Below are 25,247 nucleotides of genomic sequence, written 5' to 3'. Positions count from 1 at the left end.
CCGGAGCGCCGCCCCGCCTGACGCATGGTCAGGTGGAGGCGTGCAGCCCCTGCTTCCGGAACCCGCCCGGCTCCTGCCCGAACCCGTGCGCCGCGTGGCCGCCTGGTGCGTCGTCGCTCTGCTGGTCACCGGGGTCGTGGTGGTCGCGGTGCGGCTGTGCGTCGAGTTCAAGACCGCGGTGGTGCCGGTGCTGCTCGCGCTGCTCGGGACGGCGCTGCTCCGGCCGCTGTACGGGCGGCTGGTGCGGGCGAAGGTGAACCGGTCGATCGCGGCCGGCGTCACCTGCGCCGCGGTGCTCGCCGTCGTCGGCGGGGCCACATACATCGTGGTGGCCGCGCTGATCGACACCGGTGACGAGATCACCGCCTCGCTCAAACAGGCCGCCGAGTCGCTGTCCGAGCACTTCGGGGCGGCCGGCACCTCGCTCGACGATCTCGCCTCCAACGCCAAGGAGCTGCTGGGCAAGTTCGGCGGGACGGCGGCGTCCGGGGTGATCAGCGGGATCAGCGTCGTGGGCGAGGCCATCGCCATGGCCGTCCTCGCGCTGCTGCTCGTCTTCTTCTTCCTGCGGGACTCGCACCGGGCGGCCGGGACCCTGCGCTCGCTGGTGCCCCAGGGCTCGGGCGACATGACCGAGGCGATGGCGCGGCGGGCGTACCAGGCCGTCGAGGGGTTCATGCGCGGGACGACGTTCATCGCGCTCATCGACGCGATCTGCATCACCGTGGGTCTGCTCGTGCTGCGGGTGCCGGGGGCCGTCGGGCTCGGCGCGCTCGTGTTCGTCGGCGCGTACATCCCGTACCTGGGCGCTTTTCTCTCCGGCGCGGTGGCGATCCTGGTGGCCCTCGCGGACCGCGGTTTCGTGATCGCGCTGTGGGCGCTGGGGGTCGTCCTGGCCGTGCAGGTCCTTGAGGGGCATGTGCTCCAGCCGATGATCCAGAGCCGGACCGTGCAGATGCACCCCGCCGTCGTCATGCTGGCGATCACCGCGGGCGCGTCCGTGGCGGGCATCCTCGGAATGCTGCTGGCGGTGCCCCTGACGGCGGCGGCGTTCGGAGTGATCGCGGAGCTGCGGGGGCGTTACGCGTCTCCCGAGACCTCGGTGACCCCGGAAAAGCCGGGAACCCCGGGCTCGGCCTCGCCGCCCGGTTCCTGGCCGCCCGGATCCTCCCCGTCCGGTCCCTCCTCATAGAGCTCGAACCAGATGCTCTTGCCCTCGCCCCGCGGGTCCACGCCCCACGCGTCCGCGAGCAGTTCCATCAGCATCAAACCCCGCCCGGAGGACGCCAGTTCGCCGGGATGCCGCTTGTGGGGCAGGTCGTCGCTCCCGTCCGACACCTGGATCCGTATCCGACGGGACCCGGCCCCGCCCGTCATCTCGGCGACGAGCAGCGCGTCCGCGTCGGTGTGGACGAGGACGTTCGTGATCATCTCGGAGACCAGCAGGACCGCCGAGTCGACCTGGTCGGCGGAAGCCCAGTCGTGCAGGAACTCCCGCAGTTGCTGGCGGGCTCCAGCGACCCGCTCGTGCTCGGCCTGCGCGACGGTCACCATGGTGCGGCGCACGGAGGGCCGCTCGGCCACGGTGTCGCCACCGCGGCTCTCCCCCGCCCTGCTCAGCAGCAGCACCGCTATGTCGTCCTCGCGGCGGTCCACCAGCGGCCCGGTCGTGTGGTGGGAGGAGGGCCCGTGCACGGCTTGGACCAGCGCGTCGGCGAGCTCCTCCATGTCACCGTCGTGGCTCTCCAGGATCTTGCGGATCCGCCGCCAGCCGGTGTCCAGGTCGTGCCCGCCGGTCTCGATGAGCCCGTCCGTGCAGATCAGCATGGTCTCGCCGGGCTCCAGGACGAGCCGTGTCGTCGGATAGTCGGCGTCCGGATCGATGCCGAGCGGCAGCCCGCCCGCGGTCGGCCGGGTCAGCACGGTCCCGTCGGCCATGCGTATCGCCGGGTCCGGATGCCCGGCCCTGGCTATCTCCAGGACCCCGCTCTCCGGATCGACCTCCACGTACAGGCAGGTCGCGAAGCGCAGGTCCGCGATCTCCTCGTCGTACGTGATCCCGTACAGGAAGCGCGAGGCGCGCGAGAGGACGGCGTCCGGGCGGTGTCCCTCGGAGGCGTACGCGCGCAGCGCGATCCGGAGCTGGCCCATCAGTCCGGCGGCGCGTACGTCATGGCCCTGGACGTCGCCGATGACAAGCGCGAAGCGGCCACCCTCGGGGCTGTTCCGGGAGGTGCCGCCGGGCAGCGGGATCATGTCGTACCAGTCGCCGCCCACCTGGAGCCCGCCGCCGGTGGGCACATACCGGGCCGCGACGCTCATGCCCGGGATCTGCGGCCCCAGGGTGGGCAGCATCGAGCGCTGGAGGCCGTCCGTGAGCTCCCGCTCGGACTCGGCGACCCCGGCCCGCGAGAGGGCCTGCGCCAGCATCCGCGCCACCGTCGTCAGCACGGAACGCTCGTCGGGCGTGAACGTGACGGGGTACGTGAAGGCCGCCATCCACGCGCCCATCGTGCGCCCCGCGAACGTGAGCGGCAGGAACGCCCAGGACTGGCGGTCGAAGTGCTGGGCGAGCGGCCAGGAGGCCGGATAGCGGTCGCGGTAGTGGTCGGGCGAGGAGAGATAGACGGCACGGCCGGTGCGGACGACCTCCGCGGCCGGATAGTCCGTGTCCAGCGGCATCTGGGTGAACGGCTCCTCGTCCCCGGGGTTGTGCCCGTGGTGGCCGATGACCGTGAGCCGGTCGCCCTCCGCGCCGAAGACCGCGAGCCCGTCCGGCGAGAAACCGGGCATCGACAGGCCCGCCGCGACCCGCAGCACCTCCGCCGTGGACCGCGCCTCGGCCAGCGCCCGCCCCGCGTCCAGCAGGAACGCCTCGCGCGAGCGTCTCCAGTCACCCGTGACCGGCGTACGCGCGGCGGCGCCCGGCTGCGGCTCGGTGACCTCCTGCATGGTGCCGATCAGCTGGTACGACCCGGTGCCCGGGTCGATCGACGGCTTGGAGCGGCTGCGTACGGTACGGATCACATGGCCCTGCTCGTCCATGACCCTCAGCCGCAGCTCGGCGAGCGTGCCCTCGACGACGGCGAGCTGGACGACCCCGTTGACCTCGTTCCAGTCGACGGGGTGGAAACGGGCGCGTACACCTGCCTCCGTGAGCACGGTCGGCTCCGCGGGCAGGCCGAGGAGCCGGGCGGCCTCGGCGTCGAGGGTGACCTTCCCGGCGGCGTCGTCCCACCTCCACAGGCCGGTGGCGAGGGTGGCGAGGACGTCCCCCACTGAGGGAAGGGGATCACCGATGCGCATTGCCCCACTGTATGAAGAGGTGAACGAAAGCTGCCACCGAGGCAGGTGAGGGGCGCGTGGGCGCTGAGCGGCAGTCGGCGGCGGAACTATTGCGAACAGCGATCTTGGGGCGGCCGGTAGGCTTGCGGTGTTTCACGTGAAACAAAGCCCCCGACCGCGAAGACTGGATGAAACGACGATGCATCGGTACAGGTCCCACACCTGCGGCGAGCTCCGCGCCTCTGACGTCGGCAGCGACGTCCGGCTGAGCGGCTGGCTGCACAATCGCCGAGACCTGGGCGGCATCCTCTTCATCGATCTGCGCGACCACTACGGCATCACGCAGCTCGTCGCCCGCCCCGGCACCCCCGCGTACGAGGCCCTGGACAAGCTCTCCAAGGAGTCCACGGTCCGCATCGACGGCAAGGTCGTCTCGCGTGGCACGGAGAACGTGAACGCGGAGCTGCCGACCGGCGAGATCGAGGTCGAGGTGGGCGAGGTCGAGCTGCTCGGCGCGGCTGCCCCGCTGCCCTTCACGATCAACGCCGAGGACGGTGTGAACGAGGAGCGCCGTCTGGAGTACCGCTTCCTCGACCTGCGCCGCGAGCGCATGCACCGCAACATCCTGCTGCGTACGTCGGTCATCTCCGCCATCCGTCACAAGATGACGGCGCTGGGCTTCAACGAGATGGCGACCCCGATCCTCAGCGCCACCTCTCCCGAGGGCGCGCGCGACTTCGTGGTCCCGTCCCGTCTGAACCCGGGCCGGTTCTACGCCCTGCCCCAGGCGCCGCAGCAGTTCAAGCAGCTGCTGATGATCTCGGGCTTCGACCGGTACTTCCAGATCGCGCCCTGTTTCCGTGACGAGGACGCGCGTGCGGACCGTTCGCCGGGCGAGTTCTACCAGCTGGACGTGGAGATGTCCTTCGTCGAGCAGGAGGACGTGTTCCAGCCCATCGAGAAGCTCATGACCGAGCTGTTCGAGGAGTTCGGCAAGGGACGTCACGTGACGTCCCCGTTCCCGCGCATCCCGTTCCGCGAGTCGATGCTCAAGTACGGCTCGGACAAGCCGGACCTGCGGGCCCAGCTGGAGCTCACCGACATCACCGACGTCTTCGAGGGCTCGGAGTTCAAGGCCTTCGCGGGCAAGCACGTACGCGCCCTGGCGGTGCCGGACGTGGCCGCGCAGTCCCGCAAGTTCTTCGACCAGCTCGGTGACTACGCGGTCTCGCAGGGCGCGAAGGGCCTGGCCTGGGTGCGGGTGGCCGAGGACGGTTCGCTGACGGGCCCGATCGCGAAGTTCCTGACCGAGGAGAACGTCGCCGAGCTGACGAAGCGCCTGTCGCTCGCGGCCGGCCACGCCGTCTTCTTCGGCGCGGGCGAGTTCGACGAGGTCTCCAAGATCATGGGCGCGGTCCGCGTCGAGGCCGCCAAGCGTGCCGGGCACTTCGAGGAGGGCGTCTTCCGGTTCTGCTGGATCGTCGACTTCCCGATGTACGAGAAGGACGAGGAGACCGGGAAGATCGACTTCTCGCACAACCCGTTCTCGATGCCGCAGGGCGGTCTGGAGGCCCTGGAGACCCAGGACCCGCTGGACATCCTGGGCTGGCAGTACGACATCGTCTGCAACGGCGTCGAGCTGTCCTCCGGCGCCATCCGGAACCACGAGCCCGACATCATGCTCAAGGCCTTCGAGATCGCGGGCTACGACCGGGAGACCGTCGAGGAGCAGTTCGCGGGCATGCTCCGCGCCTTCCGCTTCGGCGCCCCGCCGCACGGCGGTATCGCCCCGGGCGTCGACCGCATCGTCATGCTCCTCGCCGACGAGCCGAACATCCGGGAGACCATCGCGTTCCCGCTGAACGGCAACGCGCAGGACCTGATGATGGGCGCGCCGACGGAGCTGGACGAGACGCGACTGCGGGAGCTGCACCTCTCGGTGCGGAAGCCGCAGCCGAAGTAGGGCCCTTCGGGCCCCGCTCTCCTCAGCTTCGGCTTGCGGGTCCGGCTCTTGGGCCGGGCCCGCGGGGGCGCTCCGCTGGGAGGCCTCGCTTTTTCTGCGGGTTGGTTGTGGCTGGGTGCGGCGGAGCCGCAAATGTCACAGCCCCGCGCCCCTTCAGGGGCGCTCTCTGTCTGGAGTGTCATCGCGGTCCGGGAGGGGCGGGAGTCGTAGGTCGCCCCGTACCGGGCCTTCGTCGTCGTGGCCTCGGGCGTAGCGGTGTATGCGTACCTGGAGGTTCATGCGCCGGGACTCCTTGCTGAGACGGCGTCGCTCGCGGCGGCCGGCTTCGTCGTCGTCCAGTTCGTTGTACCGTCGGCGGGTCTCCCAGAACGAGCGCTCCTGGGCAGCCGCCGCCTCCCCGGGCGTGACGTCCTCCGGGTCCTGCGAGTCGTCCCGGCTCCCGCCGGATTCGTCTGTCATGTGACCCAGAGTGGCACGAAGTGGCAGTCACGGAGAGTGAATTCCCGGATGCTGCCATGTGGGTGACGAAGATCCTTCCCACGCAGTAGAGATCCGGACAGCACGGGTGTGCCACGGCCACGATCTTCCCGGGAGTGTCGTGCTTCCTCCCAGGTCGGCGCCACCTTGCGCGGCTTGCTCCCGCGGAAAACGCGCCCCGTTTCACGCTCCTCAACTCTCCCTCGCGCGACGTCACTTACTGGCCATTTGCCTGTTTGACGACAAAGCGTCCCGGCCCACACGCTCCTTTGGCACGCGGTCTCCCTGTTGCTCAGGGTGACTCCGGATGGGCCCCAGGCTGCCCGGGGCCGGACGAGAGGAAGACCAACGATGGCCCGTAGCGCGGAGAAGCAGCAGAAGCCGGTCCGCAAGTCGCTGACCGAGCGCACCCACGACGAGCTGGAGATCGCAGGGTTCGACGAGGTCGATACCCCCGAGGCGGACATCGTCAGCCTCGGCGGCGCCAGCTACACCAAGATGCTCGGCAAGATCTACGCCTGACCGCTCCCCCTCGCGGCTCCGGCGTGCGATGCGCCGGGGCCCGAGATCCGTCGCGCCGGACCCCGGAGAGCCCGTCGATGCTGCGCATCACCTCGGAACTGCCCTACTTGGACCAGGCAGGTCACATCTACGTGCCGCTCGCCGGACCGGCACGGTCCTGTCTGAAGCTCAACCGTCACGCCTCCCGCATCTGGCGCGAGGCCCTGCGCCGCCCCGTGGACCTCGACACCCTGCCCGAGCCCGACCGGGACTTCCTCCTCGGCCTCACCCGCAACGGCGTCCTGCGCACCACACCCGCGCCGGCCACTGCCTCAAGGCCGGCGTCACGGCCCGCGTCAGCCCCGGTACCCGCGCCCGCGTCCCCGTCCGAGGGAGTGTGAGATGGGCACGCTGACACGGCCGGCCATCGCCTTCGTCAACCCCTCCGTCGGCTTCTCGGACCGCCGCAAGTCCAAGCCGATCGGGCTGGCCTACATCATGGCCTACCTGGAGAAATCCGGATTCCCCAGCTCGGGCTTCGACTTCGGGGACTCCGAGGACGACGCCGTCGAACTCGCCGCGCACTACGGCCTCGACCGCTTCGACGTCGTCGGATTCTCCGTCTACAACGAGTCGTTCCGCGCGGCGATCGCCATGGCCGAGTGGATCAAGAACCGCAGACCGGAGTGCCTGATCGTCCTCGGCGGCCCACACGCCACCGCCGTGCACGAGCACATCCTGCGCCGCTACTCCTGCGTCGACGTCGTGGTCCGGCGTGAGGGAGAGGAGGCGATGCTCGATCTCGTACGCGGCCTCGTACGCGGCCTGGACGTGGGCGTGAAGGCGGATGGGGATGTAGATGGGGATGTGGGCGACCGGGCCGGGCTGACCGGGATCAAGGGCACCACCTGGCGGGCGCCCGACGGCGGTGGCCTCCTGGTCAACGAGGACCGGGCCTTCGTGCCCGACCTCGACCAGATCCCGTTCCCCGACGCCGAGTTCACCTCGCACTCCGGCTACCCCGACCTCACGTACTTCGACGAGGTGCAGGGCAGGCTGAAGGCCGCGCTGACGATCTGCAGCAGCCGCAGCTGCCCGTACAACTGCTCGTTCTGCGGTGTGCTCACCATCGGCCGCAAGTACCGCTCGCGCGAGGCGGAGCGGGTCGTCGCCGAACTGCTCCACTTCCGCGCGCGGCACGGCGTCAACTACGAGCACGTGTACTTCAGCGACGCCAACTTCTTCGTCTCGCCGACCCGTGCCCTGGAGGTCGCCGAGGCGCTGTACGAGGCCGATCCGCAGGTCACCTTCAGTTTCGGCACCCGGGTCAACCAGGTCCTCAAGGCCGCCGAGGTGCTGCCCCGGCTCAAGGAGTGCGGGCTGCGGTTCATCGAGCTCGGCATCGAGTCCGCCTCGGAACCGGTCCTCGAACGGCTCGCCAAGCATGTGAAGCCCGAGGTCAACGTCGCGGCCGTACGCCTGCTGCGGCGCCTCGGCATCGAGATCTCCCTCGACTTCATCATGCTGGACCCGGCCACCACCCTGCCCGACGTCCGCGCCAACCTGGAGTTCCTGCGCGAGGCCGGGTTCTACGACTACGTGCCGCACGACCACCTCTACACCGCGCTCGTGCTCTACGAGGGCACGCCGATCCGGGACTTCTACGCCCGGCGGTTCGGCGTCGTCTTCGACCCGGACGATCTGCCCAGCCCCTTCACGCTCTTCGAACTGCCCGAGGTGCAGCGGTTCAGCGACACACTGCGGGCCTTCCGCAAGCGGTGGCAGGAGCGGATCGACGACGCCCTGGCGCAGGGGGAGCTCGCGCTCGCCTCCATGGCCGACGGCTCGGACGGCTCGGACGGCTCGGACGGCTTGGGCGGTCCGGACGACTCGTACCTCCCCCGTGCGTCGCACGCCCGGCTGCAACTCGACGTCGTGTCGCTGCGGCACGCGCCCAACCTCTTCATGGAACGGCTGCTGGAGGACGCCGAGGCCGGATTTCCCCTCCTGGACGAGGGCGGGGATGAGGCCGGAGACGACGACGGACTCGAAGCGCTGCTGCCCCGCCTCGGACACGACCACGTCCATCTGAACGACCTGATCGAACGCACCGAGGCCGTCGCGCGGGAGGCAGGCTTCGCGCAGGCCCCGGGCGCCGCCGCTCCGCACGGGAGGGACTAGCGCAATGGGAGGGACTGGCTCAATGGCAGGCACTGACCACATGCCCACAGCAGTCGGCACAGGATCCCCGATCCCCGAACTGGGTCCGCCCGGTGTCCACGGGATCTGCTTCAGCTGTGACTCGATCAAGGACATGGACATCGCCGAGGAGACGGCGACCAGGCTCGGCTCCACCGCCACCTGGTACAGCGTCGGAGTCCTCGCCACGGACCAGGAACTCGCCCTGCGCTGCGCGGAGTTCTGCCGACGGCACGGGCTGCACGCGCTGTTCCACCCGCTGGACCTGGACGTCTGCGGCACCGACCCGCTCGACGACCGGCTGCTGCGTCTGCTCGGGCAGCGGGCCGACGAACTGAACTCGCCCTGGCTCAACATCGACCTCGCGATGTGGGTCCGCGAGGGGGAGACCCTGCTGGAGTCCCTGGTGCCCATGCCGCTCGTCGACGAGGCCGTGGACTGGGCGGTGGACCGGATCAAGCACGCCCAGGACGTCATCGGCCGCCCGCTGACCATCGAGAACGCGCCCTATCCGTTCGTGGTCGGCGACCGGGACATCCTCACCCTGATGACGCGGATCGCCGAGCGGGCCGACTGTCTGATGACCATCGACGTCGGCCACCTCTACGGACTGCGGGTCCAGCGAGGCCTGCCACCGGTGCTGCCGAGCGACGACGACATCGCCTGGGACCGGGTCGTCGAGGCGCACATGAGCGGCACGTTCGTCCGGCGCTTCGAGGGCGGCGTACGCCTTGTCGACGACAAGCACGACTGGCCGGTCAGCGACGAGGTGTGGGAACTGGCCGACGCGCTGCTCCCCCGCGCACCCCATCTGCGGTCGGTGATGGCCGAGGCGGAGGGCATGACCGCCGACGAACTGACGGACAGCGTACGGCGCTTCGCCCGCCGGGCCGACCACTGGTGGAGTGCCTCATGACCCTCGATACCCGCGATACCTTCGATGCCGGTTCAGGAGCCGCTCTCGACTACGTCCGGGTGACCGACACGACCTGGCGCATCCTCAACGCGACCCCGGGGCGGCGGGCCGAACTGCTCGCCGAACTGCCCGCGGCCGAGCGTGCCGTCGTCGCCGAGGGCACCAGGGGACCGGGCTTCGACATGGAGCAGGCCCGGCGCCGCAAGACCGTCGCCAACGTGCTGAACGTCAGCTTCCCGGTCACCTTCTTCGCGTACTACGGCCGGACCGGCGCGGAAGGCCTGCACACCTTCCTGGACAGCGAGTTCTGGCAGCGGCGGCCCGCTCAGCCAGGTTCGGTGTTCCCGCCCGCGGCCACCGCGTCGGCCGCCTTCGGCGGGTTCCTGCGGTCCACCGACTGGATCACCCGCCAGGAGGACTGGGTCGGCGAGGCCTTCGCCTTCGAGGACGCGTATCTCTTCGGCCGGGCCACGGTCGACACGCGCCCGGGCCGCACGGACTCCTCCGGCCGCCCCCGTCTGGTGCCCGGCGCCTGGACCGCCGAGGCCGCGTTCGACGTCCCCGCGTACGGCAGGCTGCTGCGCGAGCGGGGCACCGTGGACCCGTGGACGGAGGCGTTGCTGCTGGTCAAACGCCGTCCCGCGCCGCTCGCCGTCGTCTCGGTCCCGGTCTCGGCCCCGGCCGGCGACCGCGTCCGCCGGGTACGGCTCACAGGTGACACCGTCGCCGCGCTGCGCTGGCTGTGGGACGCCGACGTACCCGTGCCCGAGGACGTCGCCGACACACCCACCTACGCCAAGGCGGTCGGCGCCGGACTGGTGGACGGGGCCGCCCAGTGACCTCTGGGACCTCTCGCGGCCCGGAGAACGAGAGCACGAGCCCCGGTCCGCCGGGTTCCGCCGACCAGGACCGAGCCAGTCATGTCGGCCTCGTCAGTCACGTCACCCGCGTCCGCCGCGGCTATCTCCTGGTCTCCGGTCTCGACTACTTCGCCGACATGCTCCTCACCGTCACGTCCGTCCTGCTGCTGCAGTCGCTGGGCATGGGATCGGGCGCGGTCTTCGCCCTGATCGCCGCGGTGTGGATCGTCGAAGGGGTCTCCGAGATCCCCACCGGCGTCCTGGCCGACCTGCTCGGCCGGCGCGCCTCGGTCGCGATCAGCTTCGTCCTGCGCGCGATCGGCTACAGCGCCCTGTTCTTCAGCGGCAGTGTGTACGTCGCTGCCGCCGGAGTCCTGCTCTCCGCGCTGGGCGGCACCTTCGCGTCCGGCGCCCTGGAGGCCTGGGCCGTGGACGAGACCGGGGCCGACGAGACCGGGGCCAAGGACCCGCGCGGCCTCGACCGGCTCTTCGCCCAGGGAAAGATCGCCGAGAACGCCGGCCTGGTCCTCGGCACCCTGACCGGCGCCGCACTGGGCACGCTCGACCTCGCCCTGCCCCAGATCGTCGCGGGCCTGACCTGTGCACTGGCGGCCGTACTGTCCCTGCGGCTCATGACCGGGCGCCCGGATCCGGACGGCCCCCCGGATCCGGACCGTCCCCCGGCCGCCCCGGGTCGCCGGGAAGCCTTCGCGCCACGGCTGCGGGAGTCGTTCGGCGAGGTCATGACCGGGACCCGCCTCACTCTGCGGGGCGACAAGGTGCTGATCGCCCTGATCGTCGCCGCCGCACTCCTGTGGCTGTTCCGGGGCATCCCCGGCGTGCAGTGGACGGTCGTGTACGAGGGACTCGTCGGCGGAAACCTGCTGGTGCTCGGCGCGATGCGCAGCGTCGGCTCGCTGCTGGAGATCCCGCTCCTCGGCTGGACCCTGAGCCTGCAGAAACGCCGGGCGTCCGCGCGCCGAACGGTCATCGTCACCGCGTCCACGGCCGGCGCCCTCGCACTCGTCTGCGCCGCCGCCGTGAAGGAACCGGCCCTCTCGATCGTCTGCTACGTGTGCTTTTCCACGGCGTTCGGCCTGTGCATGCCCGGTGTGCGGGCGGCCATGAACGAACGGATCGACAGCGGCCACCGCGCCACCGTCCTGTCCGTGGCCTCACTGTTCAACAGCCTGTTCACCGGCGGCGGCCTGATCCTGACCGGACTGGCCGTCGGCGACCTCGGCAGCACCGCCCTGGCCTGGCCGCTCGCCGCCGCCGGGTTCGGCATCGCGGGCCTGTGGGTGGCCTCCCTGGCCGTACGCCCGGGGACGGCACCGACCACCACCTCTACGACCGGATCGACCGGGCCCCAGGAGGTGCGCGCGCCATGACCGCCGCAGTACCCGACGCAGTACACCCCGGCGTACCCGATGCCGCACATGTCGTATACGTCGAGGACCTGCTCGCGGACCTCCAGCTGGAGCGCGCCGGGCTCGCCGGCCGCGACCCGGTACCGGCGGCCCGGCGTGCCCGGCAGGCCGCCGGTGAGCTGGCCGACCTTGGTCTTTCCCGGTTCGTCGCCGAGCTCCTGGGCGAGACGGCTCCCGTGCCCGCCCCCGTGTCCGTACTCGACCTGGAGGCGGACGAGGACGGCCGACGGGCCTCGTACGGGATCTGGTGCGCCGAGGCCCGCGAGCTGACCGACGAGGTCTGGCGGTGGCTGGCCGAGCGGCGCCGGGCCGCAGGTGAACTCCCCTGGTGGTGCGGGGAGTCGGCGCTCCCGCTGCCGCACGACTCCGTACGGCGGCTCGCCGAGGTGACGGCGCCGGTGCGGGACCTGTCGGAGATCGCCGCCGCCTGGGCCCGCCCGGCCGGACTGCGTGGCAGCGCGACAGCCGAGTACAACTGGCGCTGGCTGCTGCTCGGCAAGGGCGTGCTCGGGCTGTCGGGCGGGGTGCCCGGCGGTGCGTCCAGCGAGGCGCTGCCTCCGTTGCCCCCGCTCAACGAGCTGATCACCCTGCTCGTCGGTCAGGCGCGGCGGCGCGGACTGCTGCCGCCGGCCCACCAGGTGAAGGTGTTGCGGCGCCCGAACACCCCGTCCATGGTGATGCCCGTACGGCTGCCCGGTTCCTCGCTGCTGTCCCTGCCGACCGCGGTCACTCCGGTGACGGTCCAGTACCTGCAGCACGAGCTGGCCCATCTCGCCGAGCACGCGCTGCGTCCGGCCGACGCCCCGCTCGTCGAACGGTGGACGTTCGATCCGCTGCGGTCGGAGGGCTGGGCCCTGCTGCTGGAGCACCTGGCGGGATCGACCGCGTTCCTCGCCCGGCTGGGGATCGACGAGGCGACCGCCGCGGTCCTCGCCCGTTTCTACGCCGAGGAGGAGCGCTTCAGCCGCGGCCTGATGGCGGCAGACCTGGCGCTCGACACGGACCTCGCGGGCTGCCGTACGTCGGCCCAGGCGCTGGAGGCCGCGTCGGCCGTGGCAGCCGGCACAGGACTGCAGTGGGCTCCTGAGCTCCTCCTGCTGCGGCAGACCCGCGTCCTGCACTGGCGCTCATACCTCGCGGGTTACGCCTGGCGGGACACCGTCCGCGCCGAACTCGACGCCCGTTTCGGCGATGGCGACGGCGGCAGCGACAGCGACGGCAACAGCTGTGGTGGGGGCGATAGCTGGGTGGACCGGGACGAGGCCTGGGCGCTGCTCCGGAGCGCGCTGGCCCGAACCGGCCCGGCAGGATCCGCCGCGGGATTCCTGGACGCGCTGCGGCTTCCCGGGCCGACACCACCGCACGCACCCGCACGTACCTGCAAGAACCCGCACGCACCGCACGTCCCCGACCCCATGAGGAGGCCCGATGACGACGACCGAGGCAGCGAGCGGGACGGCGACCGGCCCGGCGGCGACGGCGACCGGCCCAGTGGCCAGGCCCACCACCGGCCCGCGGGACGGGCTCCGACTGCTCTGCCGTGACCCCCGTACCGCCGACGACCTGCCCTGGGGTGAGGCGCACGCAGTCTTCGACGCCGCGCAGGAGGTCGCCGCGATCGTGTCCCGGCAGGACCTGGAGGACTGGCTGGACTGCAGCCTGCTCCACTATCCGGTGCTGAACGCGATGCGCGGCGGCACCCCGGTGCCGCCCGAGGCGCTGACCAGGGTCATGCACGTGTCCGGCGACCCCCGGGCCGGCTACGTGGACGGGGCCAAGGTCCGCTTCCAGCTGGCGGCCGGGGCCACCGTGGTCGTGCAGAACCTGCACGAGTGGCACCGACCTGCCCAGCTGCTGTGCCGTCGCCTGGCACAGCTGTTCTCGGCCAAAGCCGGGGCCGTGGCGTTCTGGACGCGGGCGGGGGAGGACGGCCTGCGCGTCCACCGCGACGACGGCCACCTGTTCGTGGTGCAGATCTCCGGGACCAAGCGCTGGTATCTGTACGACACCCCGCGCGACGCGGCCGACTGGAGCCCCGGATACGTCGAGGACCTGGCGAGCGCCCGGACCGTCGACCTGCGGCCCGGCCAGGTGCTGTATCTGCCCGAGGGCATCGCCCACCACACCCGCACCCTCGACACGGAGTCCGTGCACGTCACCGTCGCGATCAGGGAGCCCCGACTGCGGGACACGGTCGAACTGGCCGTACGCGCCTGTCTCGCGCGCATCCCGGACCACGCGACCCTGTCGGGGACCGGAGCCGAGCGGGAGGAGACGGCCGACGAGCTCCTGACCCGGCTCGCCGAAGCGCTCGGACGCGTGGACCGGGCCGCCCTTGTCCGTGACCTGTCGCGCCGCGCGGCCGAGACCCGCGGCAGCCGCTGAGCAGCGGGGCTCCGGTCGTGAGTCGCAGGGCCACGGTTGCGAGAGGTAGGGCCACGGTCGTGAGAGGTACGTATGCGATCGATTCGCGCCACGTTCTTCATGGACACAGCAACCCACAGTCCGTGCCCACGTCCCTGACAGTCTTCTTACCTAACTTCCCTGTCCATGACGGGAATCCAAGGAAATCAAACAGCCCAGGGTCCGAAACACAAGCGGAACGTGACGCGTCGCAAGGTCGTCGTGGCAGGTGGCGCGGCGGTCGCCGCGGTGGGCGTGGGCGGCACGATCGCCGCGACCGCGAACGCCGGCCAGACGAAGAAGGGCGCCTCGCCGACCGCCTCCTCCACCTCCTCGGAGACGTGCTACAAGCTCACGTCGGAGACCACCGAGGGCCCGTACTACATCGACGCGGACAAGCTTCGCCAGGACATCACCGAGGACCGGGAGGGCATCCCGCTGACCCTGCGCCTCAAGGTGATCGACAACGAGACCTGCAAGCCCATCAGAAACGCCGCCGTCGACATCTGGCACTGTGACGCGTTGGGCCTGTACTCCGGGTACGAGGACCTCTCCTCCGGCGGCGGCGGTGGCGGCACCCCGCCCAGCGGAACGCCGACCGACGTTCCGTCCGGCACGCCGACCGGCTCCCCGCCCGCGGGCGGCGGCGGTGGCGGCCACGAGGAGCCGACCGACGACAAGCGCTACCTGCGCGGCACGTGGAAGACGGACAAGCAGGGCTTCGTCACGTTCAAGACGGTCTTCCCGGGCTGGTACCGGGGCCGCTGCGTCCACATCCACACCAAGGTGCACGTCAGCGGCACCTGGACGGACGCCGGCTACGAGGGCGGGAACACCTGCCACACCGGCCAGTTCTTCTTCGACGAGGAGTCGGTGCTCGCCTCGGCGGAGGTCGAGCCGTACTCCACGTCGACGACCGAGCGTACGACGCTCACCGAGGACACCATCTACGACCAGTCCGGCACGGCCGGTGGTCTCCTCAAGCTCAAGTACAAGAAGAACGGCATCGCGAAGGGCGTCCTCGGCACCATCACCATGGGCGTCGACCCGGACGCGACCCACGAGGGCACGGACGACGCGGTGCAGCCGGGCGCCTCGGCGACCACGTCCGCCTCCGCCTCGGCCTCGTAGTCCGCTTCGGCGAGGCGAGCTGATCACAGGGCGGGCCCGGGGAGTGGGACCCCGGGCCCGCACCCCCTTGCCGCATCCGTTCATATACATGATTCAAGTCCAACCCATTGACCCGGAAGTTTTGCCTCCGCTACGTTCCCCAGGTTCCCGCGTACGTGATCGCGGTTCACGTACATGTGCGACCTAAGGGAGACAACGATGTCGGAAGTCGCGATACCGGATGCCGAGCGTCGTGCGGTCAGCAAGTTCCTGCGCCGCATGCTGCCCATCCTGGTCCTGATGCTGCTGGTCAATCAGATGGACCGGACGAACGTGGGATTCGTCCAGGACGAGCTGCGGGCCGACGTCGGGGTGAGCGCCACCGCGTACGGTCTCGGCGCGGGCCTGTTCTTCATCGGGTACGCCCTGTTCGAGGTGCCGAGCAACATGCTCCTGGAGCGCTTCGGGGCCCGGGTCTGGCTGACCAGGATCATGATCACCTGGGGCGCGGTGATCGTGGCGATGTGCTTCATCCACAACGTGACGATGTTCTACGCCCTGCGTTTCCTGCTCGGGGTCGCGGAGGCCGGCTTCTTCCCCGGTGTGCTCCTCTACTTCACCCAGTGGCTGCCGGACTCCAGCCGCGGCCGGGCGAGTGCGATCTTCCTGGGCGGCTCGGCGACGGCGTACATCGTGACGGGTCCGATCACCGGTGCCCTGCTGGAGCTGCACGGGGCGGGCGGATTCGCCGGCTGGCGCTGGATGTTCGCGCTCGAAGGCGCCTTCTCGATCGTCGTCGGGATCGTCGCCGGTTTCTTCCTCGTCTCCCGTATCGAGGACGCCCGCTGGCTCACGCGGGAGGAGAAGGACGCGCTGAGCGCGGCGGTGGCCCGTGACGAGGAGGCCCGCAGCCGGGCGCCGAAGGTGTCGCGGATCAGGCTGATCCTGCACCCGCAGGTCGCCGTGCTGACCTCCGTCTTCTTCGCGATGGCCCTCACCGGGTACGCGATCACGTTCTGGCTGCCGAGCCTGGTCGACGACATCGGCGGCCTCTCGCCCTTCCAGGTGGGGCTGCTGTCGGCGATCCCGTGGATCTGTGCCGTGATCGCCATGTACTCGATGGCCCACTTCACCGACCGTGCCCGGGACCGGCGCCCGTATCTGGCCGCGGCCCTGGTCCTGTCGGCGACGGGTACGTACCTCGCCACCCTGGGCTCACCCTGGTTCGGGCTCGCCGCCATCACGCTCGCCGCGGTCGGCGGGAAGTGCGCGGCCACGCTGTTCTGGCCGATGGCCCAGTCGGGCCTCGACCTCAAGATCGCGGCGCCGGGTCTGGCGGTGGTCAACTCCATCGGAAACCTCGGCGGTTTCGTCTCCCCCACCCTCTTCGGCTACCTCAAGGACTCGACGGGCAGCACGAACGGCGGCCTCTACACGCTGTCGGCGGCCTCCATCCTCGCGGTGATCGGGGTGGCTCTGATCCGCAGGAACGGCGGCGGTACCGGGACCGGGTCGGGGTCCGGTTCGGGCTCCGATGTGGGTGAGCCTGCCCTGGTGAAGGGGCAGGTGGCGACGGGCGAGGCTCGCTGACATCCGCTCGGCGGCCATGGTTCGGCAATTTGTGGGCATCTGATCAGGTGGCGCACAGGATTCTCGTCGGAGACGCACAGCGGCAGGGAGTCTCATGGGCTGTGCGGGATGAGAGCCTCCCGCAGGAGACCGGAAGTGCCGGAGGAGACCACCGGAGGACATCATGGGATTCGCCGTGCTGCTCGCACTGCTGTTGATCGTCGGAGCGGTGGCCGCGGTCGTCGTACAGCGGCGGTCGAGCGGCGGGGGCGCCATGTCCGACCTGGACGCGGAGGCCGAGGCCAACCGCTGGGTGGTCCGGCTGGGCGGCAGCCTGTCCGCCTTCACCGTCGGCGCGCGTGCCGACCGGACCGCGGCCCGCGAACTGTCGGCCGCCGCCGAACGCCACCGCACCGCCCGGCAACAACTGGCGACCGCCCGCACCCCCGCCGAGTACGCGGTGGTGACGCGCACCGCCCTGGAGGGCATGCACCACGTCCGCGCGGCGCGCACGGCGCTGGGCATCGCCCCGCCCCCGGGCCTGTCGTCCGCGGGGATGCCGTCTCCGGGCCTACGCCGACACCAGAGAGATCAGGTCCGGACGTAACGAGTTCCCGTAGAGAGAGCCTGTCCGGACCCGGTGAGGCGACATCCGAGTACGTAGATTGAATCTACGTAGAAGCCATCTACAGAAGTACGCGCCGAGTCGCTTGTCGGGGGTGAGCGGGGCGTTCACGCCGTCTGGGCCAGTTCGCACCACACGAACTTGCCGTTGGTGTGGGGTAGTTGGGTTGCTGCGCCCAGGGAGTACCAACCCCACTTGTCCGTGCACTCCTCCACGAGGGTGAGGCCGCGGCCCGATTCGAGGGCCGGGTTCGGCGTGGCCGCCAGGGCTGGGGCTGCGGGAGGTCTGGGGTCCGTGTCCCATACGCCGATACGGAGGACCGGCGCCACCCAGCGAAGCCTTATGGCCGCCGGGCCCTTCGTGTGCTGTACGGCGTTGGCCACGAGCTCCGTCGCGACCAGCTCGGCCACCTCCGTGAGGTGGGGCAGGCCGTGGAGGGTGAGGATCAGACGGAGGGTGCGGCGGCAGATCGTCACCGCTCGGGGGTCGTTGGGCAGGGAGAGGGTGTACTGCCATGGTTCGCCGAACGGGTCTTCGGATGCGGGTGCGGGCATGACGAACTCCTGGTCAGGGAGGGAGGGGTGCGGTCGTCGGGCGGTGGCTGTGTCGCTCCCGTCGTGGCATGGCGGGGCGGTGCGCTTCCGGGGTCCCGGGGTTCCGCAGAGTGTGAGTCGCGTCACCGACGGTAGGGCCAAATGTTTCGCCCAGGCAAGTCGTTCGCGTAGCCTGACACCCGATCGGGGACGTTCAACCCCGTCTGAGGACCGTGTTGTTCAGGAAGTGGGGGCAGTGTGCCCGCGAGGATTCAGCCGACCGCTCGGCAAGTACGCCTTGGTGCTGAGCTGCGGAAACTGCGGGAGGCGGCGGGGCTGACATCCCGGCAGGCGGCAGCGTTGCTGGGGACGAACCCGGCTCAGATGAGTCAGATCGAAGCGGGCAACGCGGGAGTCAGCGGAGAGCGTGTGCGCAAGCTCGGGGTGCAGTACGACTGCTCCGACACCGAGTTGATCGACGCCCTGGTGGAGATGGCGACAGACCGTACGCGCGGTTGGTGGGAGGAGTACCGAGGTGTGCTGCCCGCCGTCTTCCAGGACTTGGCGGAGCTGGAACACCACGCCACTTTCATGCGGGTGGTCGGTACCGTCCACGTGCCCGGGCTGCTCCAGACCGAGGAGTACGCGCGGGCGGTGTTCGCGTACGTGGTGCCGGAACTTCCCGAGAACGAGGTGGAGTTGCGTGTGGAGCACCGGATGCGCCGCCGGCAGATCCTCTCCGGAGTCCCCTACGAGGCGGTGCTCCACGAGTCCGTACTGCGCACGCGCGTTGCCGATCGCCGGGGTGCCCGTGCTCAACTCGACGAGTTGCTGAGCCAGTCGGAGCGGTCGAACGTAAGCGTGCGGGTAATCCCGTTCGACGCCGATGGGTTTGCCGGGGCGGGCGCGATGATGCTCTACGCCGGTGGCCGAGTACCGGCGCTGGACACCGTGCAGCGGGACGCCCCGTACGGCTCGATGTTCCTGGACGCCTCTGCTCGACTGCTGGCCATGCGAACGCTCTTCCGTAGGGTGGAGTCGGCAGCGCTGACACCTGCCCAGTCTCGGGACTACATCAGCCGACTGACTAAGGAGCTGTGAGCCGTGATCCAGTGGCAGAAGTCCTCATTCTCCGGTGGTGGAGACGGCAATGAGTGCGTTGAACTCGCCCCCGGAGACGGCTTGTTGCTCCTCCGAGAAAGCGATGACCCCGCCCGAATACTCTCCGCCACCCCCACCGGCCTTGCCGCCCTCCTCCACCACCTCCGGGCGAACCGTCCCTGACCGTGGACGACGACGAGGAGTTCACGTACGCCCTGCGACCGTGGCCGGGGTCCTGGACCAGCTCGACGGCCCGCCGTGAAGGTCGCCCGGCTCGGCCCGGCCGTGCCTGACCTTGCCCACCGGACCCTGGCGGTGCGGCGGACCGAGCACACCCACCTCGTCTGCTTCGACGACCTCAGCACCGACCTGGTGACCGGCCGGCTGCGCGATACGGGCCGCGTTCGACCAGGTCGGGGCGCTGCCACGGCAGGTATGGGCCGACCGCATCCTGGATGAGGCCCGGGAGGTCACCGACCCGGTCCACCTCTTCGGCGTTCACCCCGCCGTCGCCGTGAAGTACGTGCACGCCGCGCACCCGGACAAGGCCCTGCCCCGGATCCGCTGACCGGACGACACCGCCTCCCTTCTCGAAATGCCGGACGTGGCCGCTTGCCAGCGACCGACGATCCCCTTATGGTCGTACGAACGTAAGGCATACGAACGTAAGTCAAAAACTCAAGGAGTCCTGATGGCGACAACTCGGCCGGTGGCGCTCGTGACAGGGGCCTCATCGGGGATCGGCAAGGAAACGGCCCGCGCCTTCGTCGCGGCGGGTTTCGAAGTGATCGGAACCGGCCGCAAGACCTCCGGACTCACTCCGCCCGCCGGTGTGACGTACCTCGATCTCGACGTGGCCGACAACGACTCGGCCACCGCCGCGGTCGGAGAGGTGATCGCCCGGTTCGGACGCATCGACGTCCTGGTCAACAACGCGGGCATCGGCTCGGCGGGCGCCGTCGAGGAGAACTCCGTCGCCCAGGCCCAGAACGTCCTGAACATCAACGTGCTCGGTGTCATCCGTATGACGAAGGCCGTCCTGCCGCACATGCGCGCCCAGGGAGGCGGACGCGTCATCAACATCTCGTCCGTCCTCGGGGTCGCCCCACAGCCCTTCATGGCCCTCTACGTCGCGTCGAAGCACGCCATCGAGGGCTACTCCGAGTCGCTGGACCACGAGGTCCGCGAGCACGGCGTCCGGGTCCTCCTCGTCCAGCCCGCCTATACCAGGACCAGCTTCGACACCAACGCCGCGCAGCCCGACACTCCGCTGCCTCTGTACGCGGAGCGACGGCGCGTCTTCGACGAGGTGATGGCGGTTGCGATGAAGGACGGTGACGACCCCGCCGTCGTCGCCGAAGTGATCGTCACCGCGGCCACCGACAAGAAGCCGAAGCTGCGCTACACCGCCGGCCCGCTGGCCTCACGCGTCACCAAGGCGCGCCGCCTCGTCCCCGCCGGAGCGTTCGACAAGCAGATCCGCAAGAACAACCGCATGCCCACCTGACATCCCGGTCCGGCTTCAAGGGCGCTGATTCCCCGACCAGGGCGGTAACCGGAGCAGAGGCCCCGGCCGCGATGGAGGAACGCATGGTGCGGTACACGAAGGAACACAAACAGGAGACAAGGCAGCGGATCATTGCGACGGCCGGTCGCCGGCTCAAGCGCAACGGTATCGACGGCTCCGGAGTCGCCACGCTCATGAAGGACGCGGGGCTGACCAACGGCACCTTCTACGCCTACTTCGCGTCCAAGGACGAACTCGTCGCCACCGCGGTCGCCGACCAGATGCGCGCACAGCACGCGAACATCGTCGCGCAGGCGGCGCCCGGCCGGGCCGGACTCGAACAGTTGATTCGCTGGTACTTCTCCACCGAGCAGCGTGACAACGTCGAGGACGGCTGCCCCAACGCCGCCCTGCTCGACGAGATCGGACGCTCCACGGATCCCACCAGACAGGCGTACACCGACGGCGCGCTCGTTCTCATCGACGGTTTCGCCGCCCGCCTGGCGCCCCACGATCCGCCGTCGGCGCGTCTGAAGTCACTCGGCCTCCTCGGCATGATGGCCGGGACGCTGCAGCTCTCCCGTGCCCTCACCGACCGGCAACTCGCCGACCAACTCCTCGAACAGGGCATCCGCAACGCCCTCGCGCTGCTGGATGCCGAGCAAGACGACTGAGACGTCATCCGCGTATCGATCACCACCTTCTACGGCGGCGGCGAGCCCGGCTGCGCCGACTGCCCCACCCACACCACACCGCCTGACAACCCCCGGCCATACCGGTCCTGGCGGGCCGGTATGCCCAAATGACCCCATGGAGGTACCACGTGTCCGAGCACGCTGCAGTCGAACTGAGCCCGGAAGCGATCGCGTTCGCGGAATGGCTGGCCACAGGGGCGAATCCCCCGTCCGAGCTGGACGCGGCGCGCATCCAGGCGGAGCAGGTCCATCTCGCGGCCCGGGAGCCGGAAGGCGTCACCTATCGGGAGGTGGACGCGGGTGGCGTGCTGGGAATCTGGTGCGAACCCGTCGACGCCCACACCGACCACGTCCTCCTGCACACTCACGCCGGGGGCTCCGTTCTGGCGTCAGCACACGTCGACCGAAAGCTCGCAGGTCATATCGCCAAGGCCGCCGGAGCCCCCGTACTGGTCCTGGACTTCCGGCGGGCACCGGAACACAAGTACCCGGCTCAGGTGGACGACGCGGAGGCGGCCTTCAACTGGCTGCTGTCCGAAGGGTACGAGCCGGGAGACATCATCACGATCGGCCACTCGATCGGGGGGTTCATCGCCGTCGCCCTGGCGCTTCGCCTCCGCGACAAGAAGCAGCCGCTGCCCGGCGCCATCGTGTCGATCTCCCCCTGGTGCGACCTTGAGATCGCCAACGAGACCATCACGGCCAACGCCGAGACGGACAAGATCCTCAGCAAGGATCTGCTGGAGTTCTTCCGTGACGCCTGGATCGGCGGCACGGGCGTCGAGTTCACGGACACCCGGATCAATCTGAACCGGGCGGACCTGAGCGGCCTGCCCCCGACCCTCGTCTCCTGGGGCACGTACGAAGTCCTGGCCGGCGAGGACGAGGAGTTCGCCGCCCGCGTCAAGGACGCCGGAATCGACACGGCGACCGTCGTGGTCCCCGGAGGCCAGCACTCGTACGTCTACGGTGCCGGCCGGGTTCCGGAGACCGACACCGCCATCGCACAGATCGGCGCGTGGGTCCGGGAGAAGACGAAGATCTGACCGAGCGGTACGGCCCCAGTGCCCGACCCATGCGGATACCCACCCGTCGGCCGTGACCGTGGACGAGGGGAAAGAGGGGGAAGGGGGGAACACGGCTTCCGTGGCGTCGAGTTCACCCCGGGTTTCCCGGGCGTACTTCTCAACGGTGGTTAAGGAAACCCAAAGGGATCCCACAGGTTGAGCCCTGATCGTCGTCGGCATGAGCGTATTCATCGCAGTCGACGGCAGATCCCAGGGAGACCGCTGACATGGACCGGTTGCTTCTTGTCGGCGCCGATCTCGTCGCCATCTCCCTCCTGACCTTCGCGGTCTACTTCCCGCGGCATCACCGGCGGGACCTGGTCGCCGCGTTTCTCGGTGTCAATGTCGGGGTGCTCGCCGTGGCGATGGTGCTCGGGTCGACGTCGGTCGGGATCGGGATGGGGATGGGGCTCTTCGGGGTTCTGTCGATCATCAGGCTGCGGTCGTACGAGATCGCGCAGCACGAGATCGCCTACTACTTCTCGGCGTTGGCGCTCGGTCTGCTGACCGGGCTGTCCGAGTCCCTCGACCTTCTCCACACCGGGCTGATGGTGCTCGTCGTGGCCACGCTGTACGCCGGTGACCATCCCCGGCTGTTCCCGCGCCACCGGCAGCGGGAGCTGCGCCTGGACTCCGCGTACACCGACGAGGAGGCCCTGCGCTCGCACCTCGAAGTCCTCCTGGGCGGGCGGGTGTTGAACCTGTCCGTCAAGGGCATCGACCTCGTCAACGACACGACGCTCGTCGAGGTCCGGTATGTGGTCCCCAACGCGTCCCGGGCCGCGGTTACCAAGCCCCGGGAGGGCGACCCCCGTACCGACGACTCCCCCCGCGGGCGCGGAGTGCGGGCATGACAGCCCTCGACCCCGTCGACTCCATCGGGCGCGTGGTCGGTTCGCTTCCGCCCATCGGGCTCGACGAACTCGTCGCGCAGGCCTCGCTGTTGACCCGGCTGGACCGCAAGTACATGCTGCCGGTCGCCGATCTGCCCCTCGTGCTGGGCGGCCTCGACGAGGACACGCGGGTTCTGGACGTGGACGGCGCGCGGGAGTTCGCGTACCGGTCCGTCTACTTCGACACCCCGGAGATGGACGGGTACCTGGGCGCGGCCCGGCACCGGCGGCGGCGGTTCAAGCTGCGGATCCGTACCTACCTCGACTCCGGGCGTCACTACTTCGAGGTCAAGACGCGTGGCCCGCGCGGCACCACGGTCAAGCAGCGCATCCCGTACGAGGGGGACGTCCGGCGGCTCGGACCCGGCGCCCGGGCCTACGCCGACACCGTACTCGCCGAGGCCGGGATCAACTCCGGGCGTCTGCGCTTCGTACCCGCGCTGACCACGTACTACCGGCGTACGACCCTCTTCCTCCCGGCCACCGGGAGCCGGCTGACCGTCGACACCGATCTGACCTGGGCACTGCCCGACGGGACCGCGCTGCGTACGCCGGACCGGGCCATCGTCGAGACGAAGTCGGGCCGGGCGGGCTCGGGGGCCGACCGGCTGCTCTGGTCGCTGAAGCACCGGCCCTGTCCCGTGTCGAAGTACGGCACCGGGCTCGCCGCCCTGCGTCCCGACCTGCCCTCCAACCGCTGGCTGCCCGTACTGCGGCGCCACTTTCCGACCGCGCTCGACGGGAGCCCAGCATGAAGACCTACCTCAACACCCAGCCGAGCACGCCTCCGAAGAGGGCACGACGGTTTCGTACGAAGGCCGTCGGTGCCCTCGCCTCGATGGCCCTCGCCACGGCCGCGCTCGCCGGGTGCTCCTCCGGGAGCGACTCCGACTCCGGCGCCTCCTCGTCGGGCTCCGACGGTACGAGCGGGTCCGCAGCCGCCGTGGACGGAGGCCAGGACGCCGCCGCCGTGCTCGCCGACAACAAGGAGTCGCACGCCGGGGACTCCGACGCCGAGTGGGACGAGTCGGACGCCGTCGAGATCCAGCTCAAGGGCGACTCGGCCTCCGTGGACGGGGGTGGGGCTACCGCTAAAGGCGCCACCGTCACCATCACCGCCGGTGGTACCTACCGCATCAGCGGCACCCTCTCCGACGGGCAGATTGTCGTCAACGCCCCTGACCAGGACGTGAAGTTGGTGCTCGACGGGGCGAAGATCTCCCACTCCTCCGGTGCGGCGATCGACATCACCGAGGCGGACGAGGCCGTCGTGATCCTCGCCGACGGCAGCGAGAACACCCTCGGTGACGCCGACTCGTACGCCGATGACGTCGAAGCCAATGCCGCGCTCCACAGCGTTGCCGACCTCACCGTCACGGGCGACGGGAAGCTCACCGTGCGGGGCAACGGCAACGACGGGATCACGAGCACGGACGGTCTGGTGATCGCCTCCGGCACGGTCGTGGTCGATGCCGTGGACGACGGCATCCGCGGTAAGGACTACCTGATCGTCGAGGGCGGTTCGGTGACCGTCACGGCCGGTGGCGACGGGCTCAAGGCCGACAACTCCGAGGACAAGGACTCCGGTTACGTCGCCGTCGGCGGCGGCACGGTGAAGGTGACCGCGAAGGGCGACGGGGTCGACGCGGCCACCGACCTGGTGGTCACCGGTGGCACGCTGACCGTCGAGAGCGGCGGCGGCAGCGGTACGCAGCCCTCGGACGACGCGTCCACGAAGGGGCTGAAGGCGGGCGTGATCAACGTCCTTGAGGGCGGAACCGTCGCTGTGAACGCCTCCGACGACGCCGTCCACAGCGATGGTGCTGTCCACGTCAACGGCGCGAAGGTCACGGCCGCGAGCGGTGACGACGGGGTCCACGCGGAGGGCGATCTGACCGTCGACAAGGGGACGTTGAAGGTCACGTCCGCCGTCGAGGGCATCGAGGGCGCCGACATCTCCGTGAACGGCGGCACGGTGGACATCCGCTCCAGTGACGACGGGATCAACGCGGCGGGCGGTACGACTTCCTCGGGTAATGGCGGAGGCGGTGGTGGCGGCTTCGGCGGAGGCCCGGGTGGCGGAGGCGGCGGAGGCGGTGGGGGCGGTGGAGGC

At 70.1% G+C, this 25,247-nt stretch carries 25 protein-coding genes; 21 read left to right on the top strand and 4 right to left on the bottom strand.

Annotated elements, in window-relative coordinates; all coding sequences use genetic code 11:
* The first annotated feature begins 40 nt into the window (after window positions 1-40).
* Window positions 41-1,192, top strand: coding sequence for an AI-2E family transporter (locus AOK17_RS48975; RefSeq protein ID WP_245697432.1), 1,152 nt, complete (start codon window positions 41-43; stop codon window positions 1,190-1,192).
* Here the strand turns inward: AOK17_RS48975 and AOK17_RS29550 are convergent.
* Window positions 1,081-3,306, bottom strand: a complete 2,226-nt coding sequence (locus AOK17_RS29550; RefSeq protein WP_055615627.1) for an ATP-binding SpoIIE family protein phosphatase — start codon at window positions 3,304-3,306, stop codon at window positions 1,081-1,083. The genes AOK17_RS48975 and AOK17_RS29550 overlap by 112 nt on opposite strands.
* Window positions 3,307-3,484: 178 nt before the next feature.
* On the opposite strand from AOK17_RS29550, the gene aspS reads away from it, so the two are divergent.
* Window positions 3,485-5,248, top strand: coding sequence for an aspartate--tRNA ligase (gene aspS / locus AOK17_RS29545; protein ID WP_055615626.1), 1,764 nt, complete (start codon window positions 3,485-3,487; stop codon window positions 5,246-5,248).
* A gap of 153 nt (window positions 5,249-5,401) precedes the next feature.
* Here the strand turns inward: aspS and AOK17_RS29540 are convergent, their stop codons facing one another.
* Window positions 5,402-5,707, bottom strand: coding sequence for a hypothetical protein (locus AOK17_RS29540; protein WP_055615625.1), 306 nt, complete (start codon window positions 5,705-5,707; stop codon window positions 5,402-5,404).
* 369 nt (window positions 5,708-6,076) lie between these two features.
* Here AOK17_RS29540 and AOK17_RS50900 point away from each other — a divergent pair, with 369 nt between their 5' ends.
* The 11 genes from AOK17_RS50900 (at window position 6,077) to AOK17_RS29495 (ending at window position 17,320) form a co-directional block, all read left to right on the top strand.
* On the top strand, window positions 6,077-6,247 hold the full coding sequence (locus AOK17_RS50900; protein ID WP_157881425.1) for a hypothetical protein: 171 nt from the start codon (window positions 6,077-6,079) through the stop codon (window positions 6,245-6,247).
* 77 nt (window positions 6,248-6,324) lie between these two features.
* Complete coding sequence (locus AOK17_RS29535) at window positions 6,325-6,627, top strand: hypothetical protein (RefSeq protein WP_055615624.1); 303 nt, start codon at window positions 6,325-6,327, stop codon at window positions 6,625-6,627.
* Window position 6,628: 1 nt separating this feature from the next.
* Window positions 6,629-8,407 (top strand): B12-binding domain-containing radical SAM protein, encoded by a 1,779-nt coding sequence (locus tag AOK17_RS29530; protein WP_055615623.1) that lies wholly within the window; start codon window positions 6,629-6,631, stop codon window positions 8,405-8,407.
* A 40-nt stretch (window positions 8,408-8,447) separates the two neighbouring features.
* A complete protein-coding gene (locus AOK17_RS29525; RefSeq protein WP_157881424.1) occupies window positions 8,448-9,341 on the top strand; it encodes a multinuclear nonheme iron-dependent oxidase in 894 nt (297 codons plus the stop codon).
* Complete coding sequence (locus tag AOK17_RS29520) at window positions 9,338-10,180, top strand: hypothetical protein (RefSeq protein ID WP_055615621.1); 843 nt, start codon at window positions 9,338-9,340, stop codon at window positions 10,178-10,180. Before AOK17_RS29525 ends, AOK17_RS29520 begins: the two co-directional genes overlap by 4 nt.
* Entirely contained in the window at window positions 10,177-11,592 is a 1,416-nt protein-coding gene (locus AOK17_RS29515) for an MFS transporter (RefSeq protein ID WP_055615620.1), read from the top strand. The genes AOK17_RS29520 and AOK17_RS29515 overlap by 4 nt, the downstream gene beginning before the upstream one ends.
* Window positions 11,589-13,175: a hypothetical protein gene (locus AOK17_RS50895; protein ID WP_063997309.1), complete on the top strand. Its 1,587-nt coding sequence runs from the start codon at window positions 11,589-11,591 to the stop codon at window positions 13,173-13,175. Before AOK17_RS29515 ends, AOK17_RS50895 begins: the two co-directional genes overlap by 4 nt.
* Window positions 13,060-14,016 carry a JmjC domain-containing protein gene (locus AOK17_RS48970; RefSeq protein WP_055615619.1) on the top strand — a complete coding sequence of 319 codons (957 nt, stop codon included), beginning with the start codon at window positions 13,060-13,062 and terminating at the stop codon, window positions 14,014-14,016. The genes AOK17_RS50895 and AOK17_RS48970 overlap by 116 nt, the downstream gene beginning before the upstream one ends.
* Before the next feature lie 165 nt (window positions 14,017-14,181).
* Window positions 14,182-15,165: an intradiol ring-cleavage dioxygenase gene (locus tag AOK17_RS29505; RefSeq protein ID WP_055615618.1), complete on the top strand. Its 984-nt coding sequence runs from the start codon at window positions 14,182-14,184 to the stop codon at window positions 15,163-15,165.
* Between the two features lie 198 nt (window positions 15,166-15,363).
* Window positions 15,364-16,734, top strand: a complete 1,371-nt coding sequence (locus AOK17_RS29500; RefSeq protein ID WP_055615617.1) for an MFS transporter — start codon at window positions 15,364-15,366, stop codon at window positions 16,732-16,734.
* 163 nt (window positions 16,735-16,897) lie between these two features.
* Window positions 16,898-17,320 carry a hypothetical protein gene (locus AOK17_RS29495; RefSeq protein ID WP_055615616.1) on the top strand — a complete coding sequence of 141 codons (423 nt, stop codon included), beginning with the start codon at window positions 16,898-16,900 and terminating at the stop codon, window positions 17,318-17,320.
* 125 nt (window positions 17,321-17,445) lie between these two features.
* Here the strand turns inward: AOK17_RS29495 and AOK17_RS29490 are convergent, their stop codons facing one another.
* The gene (locus AOK17_RS29490) at window positions 17,446-17,892 is read right to left on the bottom strand and encodes an ATP-binding protein (protein WP_055615615.1); all 447 of its coding nucleotides are present in this window, start codon (window positions 17,890-17,892) and stop codon (window positions 17,446-17,448) included.
* 237 nt (window positions 17,893-18,129) lie between these two features.
* Here AOK17_RS29490 and AOK17_RS29485 point away from each other — a divergent pair, with 237 nt between their 5' ends.
* Both AOK17_RS29485 and AOK17_RS48965 read left to right on the top strand, forming a co-directional pair.
* Window positions 18,130-18,972 (top strand): helix-turn-helix domain-containing protein, encoded by an 843-nt coding sequence (locus tag AOK17_RS29485; protein ID WP_055615614.1) that lies wholly within the window; start codon window positions 18,130-18,132, stop codon window positions 18,970-18,972.
* 3 nt (window positions 18,973-18,975) lie between these two features.
* Complete coding sequence (locus AOK17_RS48965; RefSeq protein ID WP_079053342.1) at window positions 18,976-19,155, top strand: DUF397 domain-containing protein; 180 nt, start codon at window positions 18,976-18,978, stop codon at window positions 19,153-19,155.
* Between the two features lie 21 nt (window positions 19,156-19,176).
* Here AOK17_RS48965 and AOK17_RS50890 read toward each other — a convergent pair whose 3' ends face one another.
* On the bottom strand, window positions 19,177-19,422 hold the full coding sequence (locus AOK17_RS50890; protein ID WP_157881423.1) for a hypothetical protein: 246 nt from the start codon (window positions 19,420-19,422) through the stop codon (window positions 19,177-19,179).
* A 241-nt stretch (window positions 19,423-19,663) separates the two neighbouring features.
* Here AOK17_RS50890 and AOK17_RS29480 point away from each other — a divergent pair, with 241 nt between their 5' ends.
* The 6 genes from AOK17_RS29480 to AOK17_RS29455 all read left to right on the top strand — a co-directional run.
* On the top strand, window positions 19,664-20,479 hold the full coding sequence (locus AOK17_RS29480) for an oxidoreductase (RefSeq protein ID WP_079053341.1): 816 nt from the start codon (window positions 19,664-19,666) through the stop codon (window positions 20,477-20,479).
* Between the two features lie 83 nt (window positions 20,480-20,562).
* Window positions 20,563-21,153, top strand: coding sequence for a TetR/AcrR family transcriptional regulator (locus AOK17_RS29475; protein ID WP_055615637.1), 591 nt, complete (start codon window positions 20,563-20,565; stop codon window positions 21,151-21,153).
* A gap of 149 nt (window positions 21,154-21,302) precedes the next feature.
* Window positions 21,303-22,220 (top strand): alpha/beta hydrolase, encoded by a 918-nt coding sequence (locus AOK17_RS29470; protein WP_245697430.1) that lies wholly within the window; start codon window positions 21,303-21,305, stop codon window positions 22,218-22,220.
* Window positions 22,221-22,468: 248 nt separating this feature from the next.
* Window positions 22,469-23,095, top strand: a complete 627-nt coding sequence (locus AOK17_RS29465) for a DUF4956 domain-containing protein (protein WP_055615612.1) — start codon at window positions 22,469-22,471, stop codon at window positions 23,093-23,095.
* On the top strand, window positions 23,092-23,889 hold the full coding sequence (locus AOK17_RS29460; protein ID WP_055615611.1) for a polyphosphate polymerase domain-containing protein: 798 nt from the start codon (window positions 23,092-23,094) through the stop codon (window positions 23,887-23,889). Before AOK17_RS29465 ends, AOK17_RS29460 begins: the two co-directional genes overlap by 4 nt.
* On the top strand, window positions 23,886-25,247 hold a 1,362-nt coding region (locus tag AOK17_RS29455; protein ID WP_055615610.1), incomplete at its 3' end, for a carbohydrate-binding domain-containing protein. The genes AOK17_RS29460 and AOK17_RS29455, both read left to right, overlap by 4 nt.

The sequence above is a fragment of the Streptomyces phaeochromogenes genome, from assembly GCF_001418655.1.
Lineage (GTDB): Bacteria > Actinomycetota > Actinomycetes > Streptomycetales > Streptomycetaceae > Streptomyces > Streptomyces phaeochromogenes.
This window is presented reverse-complemented; position numbering and strand designations above follow the sequence as displayed.

What these genes read in the sequence shown, in the direction of transcription:
- AOK17_RS29550 (WP_055615627.1), bottom strand. Translation starts at nt 3,306, where the DNA reads ATGCGCATCGGTGATCCCCTTCCCTCAGTGGGGGACGTCCTCGCCACC.
- aspS (WP_055615626.1), top strand. Translation starts at nt 3,485, where the DNA reads ATGCATCGGTACAGGTCCCACACCTGCGGCGAGCTCCGCGCCTCTGAC.
- AOK17_RS29540 (WP_055615625.1), bottom strand. Translation starts at nt 5,707, where the DNA reads ATGACAGACGAATCCGGCGGGAGCCGGGACGACTCGCAGGACCCGGAG.
- AOK17_RS50900 (WP_157881425.1), top strand. Translation starts at nt 6,077, where the DNA reads ATGGCCCGTAGCGCGGAGAAGCAGCAGAAGCCGGTCCGCAAGTCGCTG.
- AOK17_RS29535 (WP_055615624.1), top strand. Translation starts at nt 6,325, where the DNA reads ATGCTGCGCATCACCTCGGAACTGCCCTACTTGGACCAGGCAGGTCAC.
- AOK17_RS29530 (WP_055615623.1), top strand. Translation starts at nt 6,629, where the DNA reads ATGGGCACGCTGACACGGCCGGCCATCGCCTTCGTCAACCCCTCCGTC.
- AOK17_RS29525 (WP_157881424.1), top strand. Translation starts at nt 8,448, where the DNA reads ATGCCCACAGCAGTCGGCACAGGATCCCCGATCCCCGAACTGGGTCCG.
- AOK17_RS29520 (WP_055615621.1), top strand. Translation starts at nt 9,338, where the DNA reads ATGACCCTCGATACCCGCGATACCTTCGATGCCGGTTCAGGAGCCGCT.
- AOK17_RS50895 (WP_063997309.1), top strand. Translation starts at nt 11,589, where the DNA reads ATGACCGCCGCAGTACCCGACGCAGTACACCCCGGCGTACCCGATGCC.
- AOK17_RS48970 (WP_055615619.1), top strand. Translation starts at nt 13,060, where the DNA reads ATGACGACGACCGAGGCAGCGAGCGGGACGGCGACCGGCCCGGCGGCG.
- AOK17_RS29505 (WP_055615618.1), top strand. Translation starts at nt 14,182, where the DNA reads ATGACGGGAATCCAAGGAAATCAAACAGCCCAGGGTCCGAAACACAAG.
- AOK17_RS29500 (WP_055615617.1), top strand. Translation starts at nt 15,364, where the DNA reads ATGTCGGAAGTCGCGATACCGGATGCCGAGCGTCGTGCGGTCAGCAAG.
- AOK17_RS29495 (WP_055615616.1), top strand. Translation starts at nt 16,898, where the DNA reads ATGGGATTCGCCGTGCTGCTCGCACTGCTGTTGATCGTCGGAGCGGTG.
- AOK17_RS29490 (WP_055615615.1), bottom strand. Translation starts at nt 17,892, where the DNA reads ATGCCCGCACCCGCATCCGAAGACCCGTTCGGCGAACCATGGCAGTAC.
- AOK17_RS50890 (WP_157881423.1), bottom strand. Translation starts at nt 19,422, where the DNA reads ATGCGGTCGGCCCATACCTGCCGTGGCAGCGCCCCGACCTGGTCGAAC.
- AOK17_RS29480 (WP_079053341.1), top strand. Translation starts at nt 19,664, where the DNA reads ATGGCGACAACTCGGCCGGTGGCGCTCGTGACAGGGGCCTCATCGGGG.
- AOK17_RS29475 (WP_055615637.1), top strand. Translation starts at nt 20,563, where the DNA reads ATGGTGCGGTACACGAAGGAACACAAACAGGAGACAAGGCAGCGGATC.
- AOK17_RS29465 (WP_055615612.1), top strand. Translation starts at nt 22,469, where the DNA reads ATGGACCGGTTGCTTCTTGTCGGCGCCGATCTCGTCGCCATCTCCCTC.
- AOK17_RS29460 (WP_055615611.1), top strand. Translation starts at nt 23,092, where the DNA reads ATGACAGCCCTCGACCCCGTCGACTCCATCGGGCGCGTGGTCGGTTCG.